The following is a 14,014-nucleotide window of genomic DNA, read 5'->3' as shown; positions in this document are numbered from 1 at the left end:
ACCCGGTGGTGGGTTAGATTATGTTCGGATAATTGGGGACAATACTGATAGATTGGCAATCTTTTTCAGTGCTACTGATACTGACGATAATTCCTTAAACGCAGTGCATGGCGAAAATTCGGAAAACCGTTGTGAACACGATTGGGTTAAATCCAGATTACCTGATTCCCGTTCCCAAAGAGACGATTCCGAAAACAGGGATCGGCAAAATTCAGCGCCAGGAATTGAGAAAAAGATTCGAGGCTGGTGAATTCCATGGAATCTTTTGAAAGGCTGAAGTCAGGAGTCAGAAGTCATAATTTCAAATACCTCCTGTTATCTGATCGCGTTTTCCATACCTATGAGGTACACAGGATTTTTTACCTGTTCCCTGTTCCCGATTCCCGATTCCCGATTCCCGATTCCCGATTCTGCAACCACCATTGACCTCAAAGCCCTTAGATGCTTTCTCCAGCAGTAGCCTTCCTTTTAAGACGCAGGCTGACCCAGATCATTTGCTTGAGAGGTAAAGGAACCTCTGGGTGCAACCCTTCCGCAATTTCTTCAAAAGTTTTAATTGACCCAGGATAAACAAAAACTGGCCATCCTTCTTTAGCAAGGCAGGTAAACACAGCTGACTCTTCCAGCAGGTAGGTGATCGCCAGGTGCTTTTGCCTTTGGAGAAGCTGCTCTACTTCCTCTTCTTCTGACTGTTCCCCCCGATTAAGATAGGTTTGGGCAAAGGAGTTTACCATCCTTTGAAAGGATTCATCCTTTTGATAAAGACCCTGAAAGTCTTTGTAATAGATCTCAAATTCTGATTGGTTCTCTATTTGGGAAGCCATCTGGAATTGGAATTGACAACTTCCAGAGTATTGCTGGAACAAGAAACGGTTTTGATTAATAAAGGTCTCTCCAGTGCGAATTGCTTCCAGCCAAGCTTCATCCCCTTTAAGTCCCTGTCTAAGCTCGATTGTCAATCGGTAGATACTATCGCAAACTAGTACTAGGCAAGCTTTGAAGTGTTCGCTAATCCATTTAATTGAGGCTTCGAGTCGCTCACTATCAACGAAGTTTCTGCTTCCCAGACTGATAATGAAAAAACAGTTTTGATAATCAGAGAGGGAGCTACGTAGGCGACGAGGGAAGACCTTAGCTAAGCTTGCCTTATACCTATGAACTTTGCTCAGATTGGCAGTAGATTGGGTCAACTTTAAGTCGCGTATCTTAAGATCGATTGCTTTGATTATTTGAGACTGAAGCAACTTCAACTGTTCTAGTGAAAGCTGATTCCAGTCAAAATTTTCAATGATCGTTTCTTCGTCCCTGTGGCTACTCATTCTGTTATACCAAATCCCCTTGACTGAGACTTTATTCAAAACAATCAAAATCCTTGCCTAGAGAGGATTTTAATATTTGTTTAATTACTCTATCATAACCAGATTTGGTATTAGATGTTTTTGGCCGTCAGCTGACAGCTGACGGCTGACAGTTTACGGCTGAATGCTTACAGCCGAATTAAACGTCGGTTTCAAATAAGGAAAGGCGCAATCGCTCCGCTGAATCTTCTAGTTCTGCCAGAGACTCAAGGCTCACCGCCATGGTTTTTTCAATCCCTAAAATCTCCGCCGCTTTAGCCACAGATGCTTTTTCTTTGTCATGGTAATTACCATCCGCTCGACACATCTTGATCGCTTGGTACAACATGCTTCGGCGAAAATTCAGCGGAAAGTCATACTTTATCCCACTCAATAGCTCCTCAACGTTAGCATTTTTCCAATCGAATTGGCGGAGCGCTTCAATGTATTCTGCAGATTCAACAAAGTTCATTTGCTGTTCGTCAATATACCACTGGAATTCTCCTTCTGCCAGTTCGCCATCTGCTCCAGCAATTGCCATTAAAGTACCGCCGTAATTCATGGCTACCTCAAAATCAATTGGTTTAGTAATGTTATATCTCTTATTACCATATGGGGTCGGCTGGAGACTTTTTCCACTTGTCATAGTTTTCCTCTCTGTTTTTGATTTAGGTGTTTTGAGCAAATTTATTCTACCACAAGATAAATTGATGGGAGCATGGGGTAAACCCCCTGTTTGTCAAGTCAAGTTTATAAAACTCAATACTTTGAGGTTAATCACCTGTAGTTTGAGAAGATTATCAAGAAAACTATCTAATAATTTATAATATAAAACTGTACTAAAATCATAGACTGTTTGTTAAATTTTGCTTAAATTATTTTAGCTATTAGCCACAGGTACCTGTTGGGTAATACAATGAATTCCTCCTCCACCTTCAGCCAGAATCAGACTATTTACACCAACAACCTTCCGCCCAGGGAAAACCTCACGCAGAATAGCAAGGGGAGCATCATCTTGGCTGGAGTCACCAGCAATCGGAACGATTACCGCACCATTAGCAATGTAAAAATTCATGTGAGCAATATCTAAGCCAAGAGGAATCTCAACAATCTCAAACTTACGTCCACGAGCATCAGTACTTTGTTGTAATCGATGCTTAGCATCCCGACAAATCTTGTAATTTGGATCATTAGCATCATCAGTGCTATGGAGTAAGACCAATCCAGGTGCGGCAAATGCGCAAATGCCATCCACATGTCCATCTGTCACGGGATCAGGTACGATACCACGACCCAGCCAAACCACTGTTTCAGCCCCGAGATAGTCCTTCAAAAGTCTCTCAACTTGAGACTTACTCATCGTGGGATTGCGATTAGGGTTAAGTAAACATTCCTCAGTAGTGATAATAGTGCCTTCACCATCTAATGTGACACCACCGCCCTCCAACACTAGAGAGGATGAGTACATGGTTGTATCAAGATAGTGGCACAATCGCGCCTTAAGTAAAGCATCGTCCTGATAGGGGGGAAACTTACCACCCCAACCGTTGAACGTAAACCCAGCTACCCGACGTGAACCCTTGCCGTTCACCAAAAACATTGGACCGGAATCCCTGGCCCAGCCATCGTTTACGGGAAATTCAATTAGTTCGATATCTGAACTCAACAAGCCTTTAGCCACACCCTTGTCTTGAGGATGAACAACCATCGAAACCGGTTCAAACTCATTGACAGCATTCGCCACTGCTGCCCATTCCCGCCTTGCCTTCTTCAGACCATAGCCTTTCCAATTCTGAGCTGGAGGAAACACCATGATCGTGAATTCATGGGGCTGCCATTCCGCTGGAAAGAAAAAGCCATCCTCAAGGGGTGTTGTCTGCTGTAATAACGTAACTCCACTGCTGCTATAGTCCGGCATTCTACTACTAACCTCAGTTCTCACCCTTGAGCAGACTGCTGACATACCCAAGGCACTAGCAGCTGAAACAAGACTTAACTTTAGTAACCTTCGACGATTCAACATAGCGTGTATCTATTCTAGAGTACTTATCACTTGGGTCGGGAGTCCGGAGTCGGGAGTCGGGAGTCGGGAGTCGGGAGTCGGGAGTCGGGAGTCGGAATCCTGCCATACTTCCAACACTTCCGACACTTCCGACACTTAACACACTTTTTGATGGTCAATGCTAGCAGCGGTATCATAGAGTGGCTCAAATGTCCAGTGACAGGTGATCTGTTTTTTCTACTGATGGTCAAATTAAGGTAATTAGAGATTCTGTAATGCGGTGTGATTGCAATTACACCTTTGGGTAATGGGGAAAGTCTTTTTACCATTACCCTTATTTCCCATACAGAAAATGCTCACTAATGTAAGCTATCAGCTATCAGCTATCAGCTATCAGCTATCAGCTATCAGCTAATGCGCTATGGGAACAGCTTTTGAATCAAACAGGTAAGCATTGGTTTAATCTCAGTGAAGTCACAGCTTCGTTCGCACAGCGTGGCCATTCGCGTAGCGTGGCCGAAAGGCCAAGGCCAAAGCCTGTGCCACGCTGACCGCTGACCGCTGACCGCTGACTGCTTACTCACTAATACCAAGTCCGGTTAATTTGTTAAGTTTCAAGTTTCTAGTTTCAATTTTAATCGAATGGTGTCTTTCCTATGACTAAAGTACCTATTACTAAAGTAACTGACGAACTCAAAACCGAAATTTTCTACCCCGACAGTGATGGTAAGCCTATGACAGAAAGTGATCCTACTCGGGATTATCTGATTTATGGGGTAAACGCCTTAAAAAGTTATTTCAAAAATCGGGAAGATGTTTATGTTTCCGGTAACTTATTTATTTACTACCAGAAAGGAGAACCCGATCAGGTAGTCTCTCCCGATGTATTTGTGGTTTTTGGCGTAGAAAACAAACAGCGAAGAAGCTACAAAACTTGGGAAGAGGGAGGAAAACTGCCCAGTTGGGTATTAGAAATAACCTCAAAAAGCAGCCGGAATAGTGATCAAACCACAAAAAGCCAACTATACCAAACTATGGGAGTATTAGAATACTTTCAGTATGACCCTACTGGGGATTATCTTAACCCGCCACTTAAGGGATTACTTTTGGTGAAGGGAAAGTATAAACCTATCCCCAGCAAGTCTTTAGGGGATGGAGATTTTTCTATTGATAGTGAAGTCTTAGGTCTAGAGCTTCAAGTGCATCAGGGAAAACTAGAATTTTTTGATCAGAAGCTGGGTACAAAGCTATTAAATTTTCAAGAACTGGAGATAGCTTATCAGCGAGCAAAGTTAGAGCAAACCACAGAAGCTCAAGCCCGACAACAAGCGGAGTTAGAGCGAGCTGCTGAAGCTCAAGCCCGACAACGAGCGGAAGAAGGGCTACAGAATGCTATTTCCCAGTTATTAAGCTTAGGCTTGACTGTTGAACAGATAGCTGAAGCACTAAATTTATCAGTGCCAGAGGTTAACCGTCACCTTTAAATTGGTTATTCCCCCTTACCTATTCCCTATTCCCTGCTCCCTATTCCCTATTCCCTATTCCCTGTTCCCTGTTCTAATCACCAATGACTAATGAGCAATTAAAACCTAAATTTTTTTATCGCAATACTAATGGTACACCAATGGCAGAAAGTGACCCTAACCGAGATTATATCATTTATGGCGTAGAAGCCTTGAAAAACTATTTCAAAAATCGAGACGATGTTTATGTTTCCGGCAACTTATCGATTTACTACCTAGAAGGCGTATATGATGCGGTAATTGAGCCTGATGTATTTGTAATTTTCGGAGTAGAAAATAAACTACGAAAACACTACAAAGTTTGGGAAGAAGGAGGAAATTTACCGAGTTGGATATTAGAAGTAACTTCAATAAATACTAAGGGAACTGATCAAAGATTTAATCGCCAAACATACCAAGATATGGGAGTATTAGAATACATGCAGTATGACCCTGTGGAAGATTATCTCCAACCACCCCTGAAAGGATTACGTCTGGTGGAGGGAAACTATGAGCCTATAGCTAGCAAACCTTTAGGAGATGAAGATTTCTCGATTTACAGTGAAGTCTTAGGTTTAGAACTTCAAGTGAATCAGGGAAAACTAGAGTTTTTCGATCCGAAGTTGGGAAAAAAGCTATTAAACTTTCAAGAACTGGACATGGCTTATCAGGAAGCTGAACAAGCACTACAGCAAACTGAACAAGCACTACAGAAAGCTATTTCCCATTTATTAGGATTAGGGTTAAGTGTGGAACAGATAGCTGAAGCCTTGAGCTTATCAGTAGAAGACATTAATCACAGACTGCAAGAATAACTAAGGTCAGTTTTGGATAAGGAGGAGCGAAGGGAGTAGGCTGAAAGTGTTTAAGAATTCAGCCGTCAGCCGTCAGCTGTCAGCCATTGGCGTAGCGTGCGCGTAGCCCATAAGCTGATACGCGACACGCTGATAGCTGATAGCTGAATGCTTACGAACGTGCCACTCCTCAAGCTTCCCAAATTTCTTCCATAACCATGACAAAACCAGGCAGCACCGAATCATCCCCCTTCACCGTAGCGGGATTTTCCAATTGCTCCACATCAGCACCAGGACGGTAAATATACACCCGACGACTATTTGGCTCAATCAACCACCCCAACCTCGCACCATTGTCCATGTACTCCTCCATCTTCTCCTTGAGATCTTTTACCCTATCACTGGGGGAACGCAACTCAATCACAAAATCTGGGCACAGAGGAATAAATTTTTTTCTTTCTTCTTTACTCAGGGATTCCCAGCGCTCCAGCTTGAGCCAAGATGCATCAGGAGAACGATCTGCCCCATTGGGCAGCCTTATTGCCACAAGAAGACTCAAAAACCTTCCCTAGCTTTGTTTGGCGGTTCCATAACCGTAGCTGAAAATTAATGTCGGAATTTCTGTCAGATGTTTCACCTCCTGTTGGGGGCATAACAATTATTTTTCCGTCTAATGTACGTTCAATACGTAAATCTCGATTAACCTGACAAAACTCAAAAAATTGGTCATCATCCATATCCAATGCTGGAGGCATCCTCAGCACAATGGGATTAGTTTCAACAGGTGTGGTGGCTACTGTCATGATTTAGCTACTTCCCGCATAAAAGAGTTTCTTCGTAAGCATTCAGCTCTCAGCTATCAGCTATCAGCCAAAAGCTTGTGGCGACGCTACGTAAACAATTTATACCCATAGCGCACGCTACACCAAACAGCTAGCTTTTGAACAAAATAAGCACCTCAAGCAGCGTGAGTCTAAAGCTGACGGCTGACGGCTGACGGCTGAATGCTTACGTTTATTCTATTCTAAAGTTTTGGTTAAGCGATCGCTGGCAAGAGCTTCTCTAAGGGAAGAGAACATTAACTATAGTTAGTGTATTTTTCAACAAAAAAATGTAGGGGTTGGTTCATACTCCCCCTACATTACTACATTAATAAACCCTACTAATTTGTTAAGCACTAGTAGGGTGGGCAAAGTAATCGAGTCTAAAAGAATCAACAAAATAGAATTGTTTTTGCCCACCCTACAAGCTCAAAAAAATAGAACTGTTTTTGCCCACCCTACTAGTTTTTGCTACTAGCTAGTCAACAGTAAAATATCAATCCTTAACGAGGACTAATGGGTGGAGCGAAAGAAACTATTGGAGCATTTTCTAGTGCTACTGGTGGTTCGTTGACCAAGGTTGGTACAGAGTTGCGGAGTCGTGCGGTTAGCTGGACTGTGGTAGCGTCATAGATCTGAGTCACAATTTTCGGATACAAACCAATCCCGATAATTGGTACTAATAGACAGGCAATAATAAACACTTCCCGAGGTTCCGCATCAATCAAGGCTTCGTGGGCGACTAATTCCTTGTTTTCCGGACCGTATAAAATCTCGCGCAGCATCGAGAGCAGGTAAATTGGTGTTAAGATAACCCCGACAGCTGCCAGGACGATCACTAATACCTTGAAGAAGGAACCGTAAGCATCACTGGTAGCAAAGCCAACAAACACCATCACTTCTGCCACAAACCCACTCATTCCGGGTAATGCTAAGGATGCCATGGAACAGGTTGTCCACATGGCGAACATTTTGCCCATTCTCTTACCAACACCCCCCATCTCATCGAGCATCAAGGTATGGGTACGGTCATAGGTAGCTCCTACTAAGAAGAATAGGCTGGCACCGATTAAACCGTGGGAAATCATTTGCATCACTGCCCCACTCATGCCTAAGTCGGTAAAGGAAGCAATACCAATTAAGACAAATCCCATATGGGAAATGGATGAGTAAGCAATCTTACGCTTGAGATTACGCTGGGCAAAGGAGGTAAGGGCAGCGTAGACAATATTGACAATCCCTAAAATCACCAATACCGGAGCAAACACGGCATGGGCATCGGGTAGCATGCCAGCATTCATGCGGATGAGGGCATATCCCCCCATTTTCAGCAGAATTCCAGCCAGGAGCATGTGTACCGGGGCTGTGGCTTCCCCGTGGGCATCTGGTAACCAGGTATGTAGAGGGAAGATGGGTAGCTTGACCCCGTAAGCAATCAGGAAGCCTCCGTAAAGCAATAGCTGGAAATTGAGGGCGTAATCTTTGAGGGCTAGCGATCGCATATCAAAGGTTACGGTATCTCCATAGAATGCCATGCCTAAGGCAGCTAGCAAGATAAACAGGGAACCCCCTGCGGTGTAGAGGATAAACTTGGTAGCTGCATAGAGACGCTTTTTGCCCCCCCAGATTGACAGTAGCATGTAAACCGGAATTAACTCCAGTTCCCATACCAAGAAGAACAACAGCATATCCTGAACAGCAAATACAGCAATCTGACCACCGTACATTGCCAACATCAGGAAGTAAAACAGCTTAGGCTTGAAGGTTACCGGCCAAGCTGCCAGCATCGCTAGGGTAGTAATAAAGCCAGTCAGTAACACTAGAGGCATGGATAAGCCATCTACACCTACTGACCAATTCAAGTCCATTTGAGGCACCCAGCTGTATTTTTCGACCAGTTGCAGTTCTGGGTTGCTCAGGTCGTATTGGGTCACAAAAGCATAGACAATTAGGGCAAAATCAATTAACCCAATAATTAAAGCGTACCAACGCTCCCAAGTCCCATTTTTTTCTGGCAGAAACGGGATCAGAAGCGATGCCGCAATCGGAAACAGAATAATTATTGTTAGCCAGGGGAAATCTGTCATAGTCAACTAGTCAGTCACCATTGGTCAAAAGAAAATTGCAAATTGTTAATTGTTAATTGTTAATTGTTAATTTTTGATCAACAACTAACAATTAACAAAGCAGGTCAGGTCACACCTGAGACAATTACTAAACCCAGTACTGCGAGGAAGACAATTAGAGCATAGAATTGGGCACGACCGTTTTCTACGTATTTCAGTGCTTCACCACTGAGCAGGGTGAAAAAGCCAGTCAGGTTTACAGCACCATCAACGATACGGTAGTCTACCTCCATAACTTGCCGTGCTAATCGACGGCTTCCCTGAACAAACAGCCGGTCATAAATTTCATCGAAGTACCACTTATTGAGAGACAGCTGATATAGGGGCTGGATTTTTTTAGCGATCGCATTGGGGTCAATCTTGCCCTGTAAGTACATCAGTACCGCAACGGAAATCCCAATCAGACCAATTCCCACGGAACTGCCGCCCATAATCAGAAATTCTGACCAGTCAAAGGCTTCTGCTTCTGCCACGACTTCGGCTATGGTTTCACTGGCTGGGTGGATAAATTCCTCAAAGTAGTTGTTAAAGGGAGTTCCCACCAAACCAATCAGTACCGATGGCACGGCTAAGACTAACAACGGTAGAGTCATCGTTAAGGGTGACTCATGGGGAAACTCACTGTGGTGGTGGTCGTGGTGATCATGGTCAGCCTGAGCTTCAAGTTCCCGTACATCCATAGCACCAGGACCAAAAGCAGGTACAGCTACACCAGCAGCTTCCTTGAGTTGATGACGGATTTCCATTTCATTGCCCCGAAATTCCCCTTCAAAGGTAGAGAAATACATCCGGAACATATAGAAAGCAGTCATTCCAGCAGTCAGCCAGCCAATTCCCCAAAGTATTGGACTTACTTCAAAAGTACTGCCTAAGATTTCATCTTTTGACCAGAACCCTGCGAAGGGGGGAATTCCACAAATTGCCAAGGTTCCAATTAGGAATGTCAGGGAGGTAATGGGCATAAACTTACGCAAGCCTCCCATTAACCGCATATCCTGAGCTAAAATCGGGTCATGGCCAACCACAGCTTCCATACCGTGAATTACTGACCCAGAGCAGAGGAACAGCATGGCTTTGAAATAAGCGTGGGTCATCAGGTGAAATAAGCCAGCACCATAGGCTCCAATGCCCATTGCCATTACCATATAACCCAATTGAGACATAGTTGAATAGGCTAACCCTTTCTTAATATCATTTTGAGTAATAGCAATGGTTGCCCCTAAGAAAGCGGTAAATGCTCCCGTCCAGGCAATCACAGTCATGGCGACTGGAATCCCTTCAAACACGGGGTACATCCTGGCAATCAAAAACACCCCAGCAGCTACCATGGTTGCGGCGTGAATTAGGGCAGAGATCGGGGTTGGGCCTTCCATGGCATCGGGAAGCCAAACGTGGAGGGGAAATTGGGCGGATTTAGCCACCGGACCTAGAAACACTAAGACAGCGAACACAGCTGCCATGCCTGCACCCAGGTAACCTGATTCCACAAAGGCTTCCAGATTGGCTCCCATGACATCAAAGTCGAAGGTGCCAGTTGCCCAGTAGAGTCCCAACATGCCTAACAGCAGACCAAAGTCTCCGACACGGTTAGTCACGAAAGCTTTTTGACAAGCATCTGCTGCTGCCTTACGGTCATACCAGAATCCAATTAACAGGTAGGAACACATTCCCACCAGTTCCCAGAAAATATAAACTTGCAACAGGTTGGCAGAAACGACCAACCCTAGCATAGAGGAACTAAACAAGCTTAAATAAGCATAAAAGCGCACATAACCGGGGTCATGAGCCATGTAGCCATCGGTATAAATCATCACCAGAAAAGCTACGGTGGTCACAACTACCAGCATCAGTGCCGTTAAGTGATCGATGGTATAGCCCATCATTAGGTGAAAATTGCCAGCAGCAGCCCACTCCAGGGTGCGTTGATAGGGTTCATGACCATGAAATTGACTCCAGAGTATAGCAAAGGAGAACACCATGGACGCCCCCAACCAGGAGACAATAAATACAGCTAACAGCTGCCGCAGACGGTTCGTTGCTCTATTGAAGGAAATTAGCCCCAGACCAACCAGCATTGCCCCTGCCAAGGGAAACACTGGGATTAGCCAGGCATATTGATAAAGCGGTTCCATTTAAGACAGCCTACTTCAGATTTCGTTACTATTTTGGCAAACTGTTAACCGCTCATGTCTAAAGTTTTTCTTTTTGTTTGTCTGTAGAAGGCCAGACGCTTTAATCTCAACTGCACTATAGCAGCCTAGGCCATGGACTTACGGTCGGCATTGGCTTGCGGCGACTACTACCAACAGCCGCCATCCCGTGAATAGGCTACTAAGGTCTCATATCTGATACAAATCTTAACCTTTTTCGTAATCTTCATCACAAAATATCTCATCAAAATGGGTAATCATCATGAGATAATCGGACTAATTGATGAAAATAATAAAAAAAGTTTAGTTAACAAAAATTTATCTTTTCGTTACGGAGCCATTGCCAATTACTAGGAATGGAAGTGCTATAATCGATAATTTATAAATTCACAGGCACAGATCAGGCACAAGAGTCAGAAACCAATTAGTAATTGGCAATCGGTAATTGGTCATGGGAAAGGGTAAACCCACAACCTGGTTACCGATGACCAATTCAATGGCTAATTAGGTTAAGGCGCGCTAATTAGTTTAAGTTAAGGTTCTAGGCTTTTAGGTTGAATGGCTAAGGGTGTTCTGACCTAGTTGGCTAGCGCCTGGTCAAGCACGGAGGCTCTCAAAAGCTTTCCTTCTGTACCATTACCCTCTTGTAGCTAATACCTAATACCTAATACCTAATACCTAATACCTAATAGCTAATACCTAATACCTAATACCTAATACCTAATACCTAATACCTAATACCTATAATTTCTCTTGAGGAGATATTGACCGAAAAAGCTTTCAAACCTTGGCGCTGCCTTTTATCCAAGTCCTTGGTGAAATCTGGGTATTGGCAGTGTGATTTGAGCAGCCTGGCAATTTCCCTGAGCAGCTCATCCCGACCTTGGAAACCTTCTATTCGTGAGACCAACTGACCTTGCTCAAAGAATAGCAATGTCGGTAGGGTCTTGAGTCGATAGGTATTGGCAAGCTTGAGATTGTTATCGGCGTTTACTCTGACAACCTTGACATAATTGCTTCCTTGAGTTTGGAATTCCTCAAGTATGGGGTGAACAAACCGGCACACTCCACACCAAGGGGCCCAGAAATCAACGATAACTGGGGTGGAAGAGTCTAAAACTGTTTTTGAAAACGTCCGTTCATCAACAGACAATACCATGGTTTTTTAAAATATAAGGGTTTTTACATTTGTTTGGGATCATGCTACATCGAATCGGGATCATCTGAACAACAGAAATGCCCTAATTACCAATTTACTTGGGCTACAGCTGTAATCATGAGGGGATGTACCCACCACAACAGCCCAGTAAAACCGATGACTCCTAGGTATGCCGGACGAACAAACTCTTGCCATTTCAGGAATTGACGTCCCTGGATAATTGCCAAAAAAGGGATTACCGATGTGCGAGCTTTGACTGTACAAAAGGCTTCTCCATGCCGTGCCAACAACCGGCGGTCTCCATGCCAGACAGCGAAAAGATGGTGGAGAATTAATCCCACGGAGGTCAATAGGGTAAAGGTGCTACCAATCCAGAGGGTATGGGCAATACACCATATTACTTGTCCTACCATTTGGGGATGCCTGGTAACCCGCATAATGCCAGACTCATATAGATGGACTTGGGGCTTTTGAATCGCAGCAATTTCCAATAAATTAAACGTAGCTGGATAAAGAAACAAGAACGAAATCCCTGAAAGCCCCCATACTAATGACTTCATCCCTGGCAGGTCCTGAAGGAGCCACAACTGTAGACCATCATACCGATGGTTCAAAAAGTAAATAATTAATACAACTGCTAGCGGAAGACTCACTAAAGCAAAGACAATACGATAAAGCCTTGGACCAATTATTTGTTCACCCTTAGAACGCAGGGCGGCTAAACCACTATGAGCGATCGCAAAAGTCAATAGCAACCCAAACATGACAAAGTGGCTGACACTCAGCCAATTTGGAAATACCATAGGCAAGGGTGATAGATGAGAAATAACGCTCTATTATAGCAAAAAAGAGCAAGAATTTGAGTCCTGGTTATGTTAGTGTCGATTTCAGCTCGCTCCTTTCTGTTAATGGTTTAGCCCTATGTCTGACCTACCTTTTTCTCTCGATCAACTCCGTATACTCAAAGCGATCGCTACTGAGGGGAGTTTCAAGCGTGCTGCTGATAGTCTATACGTAAGCCAACCTGCTATCAGCCTGCAAGTACAAAATTTAGAGCGACAGTTAGAGGTGCCGTTATTTGACAGGGGTGGACGCCGTGCCCAACTGACCGAAGCTGGACACCTGCTGTTGGACTATGGGGAAAAAATTCTGGCTCTATGCCAGGAAACCTGCCGAGCCATTGACGACTTACAAAGTCTCCAAGGTGGGACCTTAATTATTGGTGCATCTCAAACTACCGGAACCTATCTACTACCTCGGATGCTTGGTATGTTCCGACAACACTATCCTGAAGTGACAGTACAATTACAGGTTCACTCCACTCGCCGCACTTCCTGGGGTGTAGCCAATGGACTGGTGGATTTGGCCATTATTGGTGGTGAAGTTCCCCTAGAACTTCAGGAAACCTTGACCATTAGTCCTTATGCTGAAGATGAGCTAGTGCTAATCTTGCCTGCATTTCATCCCATGGCTTCTTTGGAGAAGATCGAAAAAGAGGACCTGTATAAGTTACAGTTTATTGCCTTGGACTCCCAATCCACCATCCGTAAGGTAATTGACCAGGTATTAGGTCGCAGTGGCATTGATGCTAAACGGTTTAAGGTGGAGATGGAACTTAACTCCATTGAAGCGATTAAGAACGCAGTACAGTCAGGACTAGGAGCTGCCTTTGTATCGATTACAGCTATTGAAAAAGAATTACAAATGGGCGTGCTACACAGGGCAAAAATAGAGGGAGTAGTGGTTAAACGGGTATTGTCTTTGGTGATTAACCCCAATCGTTACCTTTCCAAAGCAACAGAAGCCTTCTGTAGGCAGATTTTGCCCTTGTTTGGCTCAGTAGCATGGCACGGGCAATCCTTGCCACTATCAGGGATGGTAACTAATCCCAACAATCTAGAAGTGGATAGCCCCCACGCTGAAGCCGGGGGTTGAAAGGGTAGAAAACAAGTGACGGAATTTATCCCGCTGCCCAGGAGAAGATCTGATCAGTAATGCAAAAAATTCCAGGGGCTTCTTCAAAATGGCGTGAGTTTAATATTAGCTAACGACTAAAATAAACACAACAACGAGCGACTTGCTAGAGCTTGTCAGCTGAGTTCTAACCTCTGATACCTGAGCGA

General features: G+C 44.1%; 12 protein-coding genes and 2 pseudogenes. 4 read left to right on the top strand and 10 right to left on the bottom strand.

Features of this window, described 5'->3' with window-relative positions; genetic code table 11:
• Positions 1-107 precede the first annotated feature (107 nt).
• On the top strand, positions 108-269 hold the full coding sequence (locus LYNGBM3L_RS44705) for a hypothetical protein (protein WP_008190829.1): 162 nt from the start codon (positions 108-110) through the stop codon (positions 267-269).
• A gap of 168 nt (positions 270-437) precedes the next feature.
• Here LYNGBM3L_RS44705 and LYNGBM3L_RS31190 read toward each other — a convergent pair whose 3' ends face one another.
• The 5 genes from LYNGBM3L_RS31190 to LYNGBM3L_RS44700 form a co-directional block, all read right to left on the bottom strand.
• Positions 438-1,319, bottom strand: a complete 882-nt coding sequence (locus tag LYNGBM3L_RS31190; RefSeq protein WP_008190827.1) for a tRNA-dependent cyclodipeptide synthase — start codon at positions 1,317-1,319, stop codon at positions 438-440.
• A gap of 178 nt (positions 1,320-1,497) precedes the next feature.
• Positions 1,498-1,983 carry a TerB family tellurite resistance protein gene (locus LYNGBM3L_RS31185; protein WP_008190826.1) on the bottom strand — a complete coding sequence of 162 codons (486 nt, stop codon included), beginning with the start codon at positions 1,981-1,983 and terminating at the stop codon, positions 1,498-1,500.
• Positions 1,984-2,217: 234 nt separating this feature from the next.
• On the bottom strand, positions 2,218-3,360 hold the full coding sequence (locus LYNGBM3L_RS31180) for an agmatine deiminase family protein (RefSeq protein ID WP_202799283.1): 1,143 nt from the start codon (positions 3,358-3,360) through the stop codon (positions 2,218-2,220).
• Positions 3,361-3,369: 9 nt separating this feature from the next.
• A complete protein-coding gene (locus LYNGBM3L_RS49180) occupies positions 3,370-3,495 on the bottom strand; it encodes a hypothetical protein (protein WP_267872122.1) in 126 nt (41 codons plus the stop codon).
• 263 nt (positions 3,496-3,758) lie between these two features.
• The gene (locus LYNGBM3L_RS44700; protein WP_154659977.1) at positions 3,759-3,932 is read right to left on the bottom strand and encodes a hypothetical protein; all 174 of its coding nucleotides are present in this window, start codon (positions 3,930-3,932) and stop codon (positions 3,759-3,761) included.
• A 63-nt stretch (positions 3,933-3,995) separates the two neighbouring features.
• Between LYNGBM3L_RS44700 and LYNGBM3L_RS31175 the strand changes: the two genes are divergently transcribed.
• Together LYNGBM3L_RS31175 and LYNGBM3L_RS31170 are read left to right on the top strand one after the other, a co-directional pair.
• Complete coding sequence (locus LYNGBM3L_RS31175) at positions 3,996-4,823, top strand: Uma2 family endonuclease (RefSeq protein WP_008190822.1); 828 nt, start codon at positions 3,996-3,998, stop codon at positions 4,821-4,823.
• An 83-nt stretch (positions 4,824-4,906) separates the two neighbouring features.
• On the top strand, positions 4,907-5,656 hold the full coding sequence (locus LYNGBM3L_RS31170) for a Uma2 family endonuclease (RefSeq protein ID WP_008190821.1): 750 nt from the start codon (positions 4,907-4,909) through the stop codon (positions 5,654-5,656).
• A 169-nt stretch (positions 5,657-5,825) separates the two neighbouring features.
• On the opposite strand, the pseudogene LYNGBM3L_RS50700 reads toward LYNGBM3L_RS31170, so the two are convergent.
• The 5 genes and pseudogenes from LYNGBM3L_RS50700 to LYNGBM3L_RS31145 form a co-directional block, all read right to left on the bottom strand.
• Positions 5,826-6,438: pseudogene (locus LYNGBM3L_RS50700) on the bottom strand (Uma2 family endonuclease).
• A gap of 521 nt (positions 6,439-6,959) precedes the next feature.
• Entirely contained in the window at positions 6,960-8,543 is a 1,584-nt protein-coding gene (locus tag LYNGBM3L_RS31160; RefSeq protein WP_008190814.1) for an NAD(P)H-quinone oxidoreductase subunit 4, read from the bottom strand.
• A gap of 104 nt (positions 8,544-8,647) precedes the next feature.
• Positions 8,648-10,714 carry an NAD(P)H-quinone oxidoreductase subunit 5 gene (locus LYNGBM3L_RS31155; RefSeq protein ID WP_008190813.1) on the bottom strand — a complete coding sequence of 689 codons (2,067 nt, stop codon included), beginning with the start codon at positions 10,712-10,714 and terminating at the stop codon, positions 8,648-8,650.
• A 745-nt stretch (positions 10,715-11,459) separates the two neighbouring features.
• Positions 11,460-11,891: a thioredoxin gene (gene trxA, locus LYNGBM3L_RS31150; RefSeq protein WP_008190808.1), complete on the bottom strand. Its 432-nt coding sequence runs from the start codon at positions 11,889-11,891 to the stop codon at positions 11,460-11,462.
• Positions 11,892-11,977: 86 nt separating this feature from the next.
• A complete protein-coding gene (locus LYNGBM3L_RS31145; protein WP_008190806.1) occupies positions 11,978-12,694 on the bottom strand; it encodes an NnrU family protein in 717 nt (238 codons plus the stop codon).
• A 118-nt stretch (positions 12,695-12,812) separates the two neighbouring features.
• Here LYNGBM3L_RS31145 and LYNGBM3L_RS31140 point away from each other — a divergent pair.
• Positions 12,813-13,725 (top strand): annotated as a pseudogene (locus LYNGBM3L_RS31140) (LysR family transcriptional regulator); the annotation flags it as partial.
• Between the last annotated feature and the right edge of the window lie 289 nt (positions 13,726-14,014).

Origin of the sequence: Moorena producens 3L, from assembly GCF_000211815.1 — a bacterium.
Lineage (GTDB): Bacteria > Cyanobacteriota > Cyanobacteriia > Cyanobacteriales > Coleofasciculaceae > Moorena > Moorena producens.
Note: the sequence above shows the minus strand (reverse complement) of the source record. Positions and strands in the feature narration are given on the sequence as shown.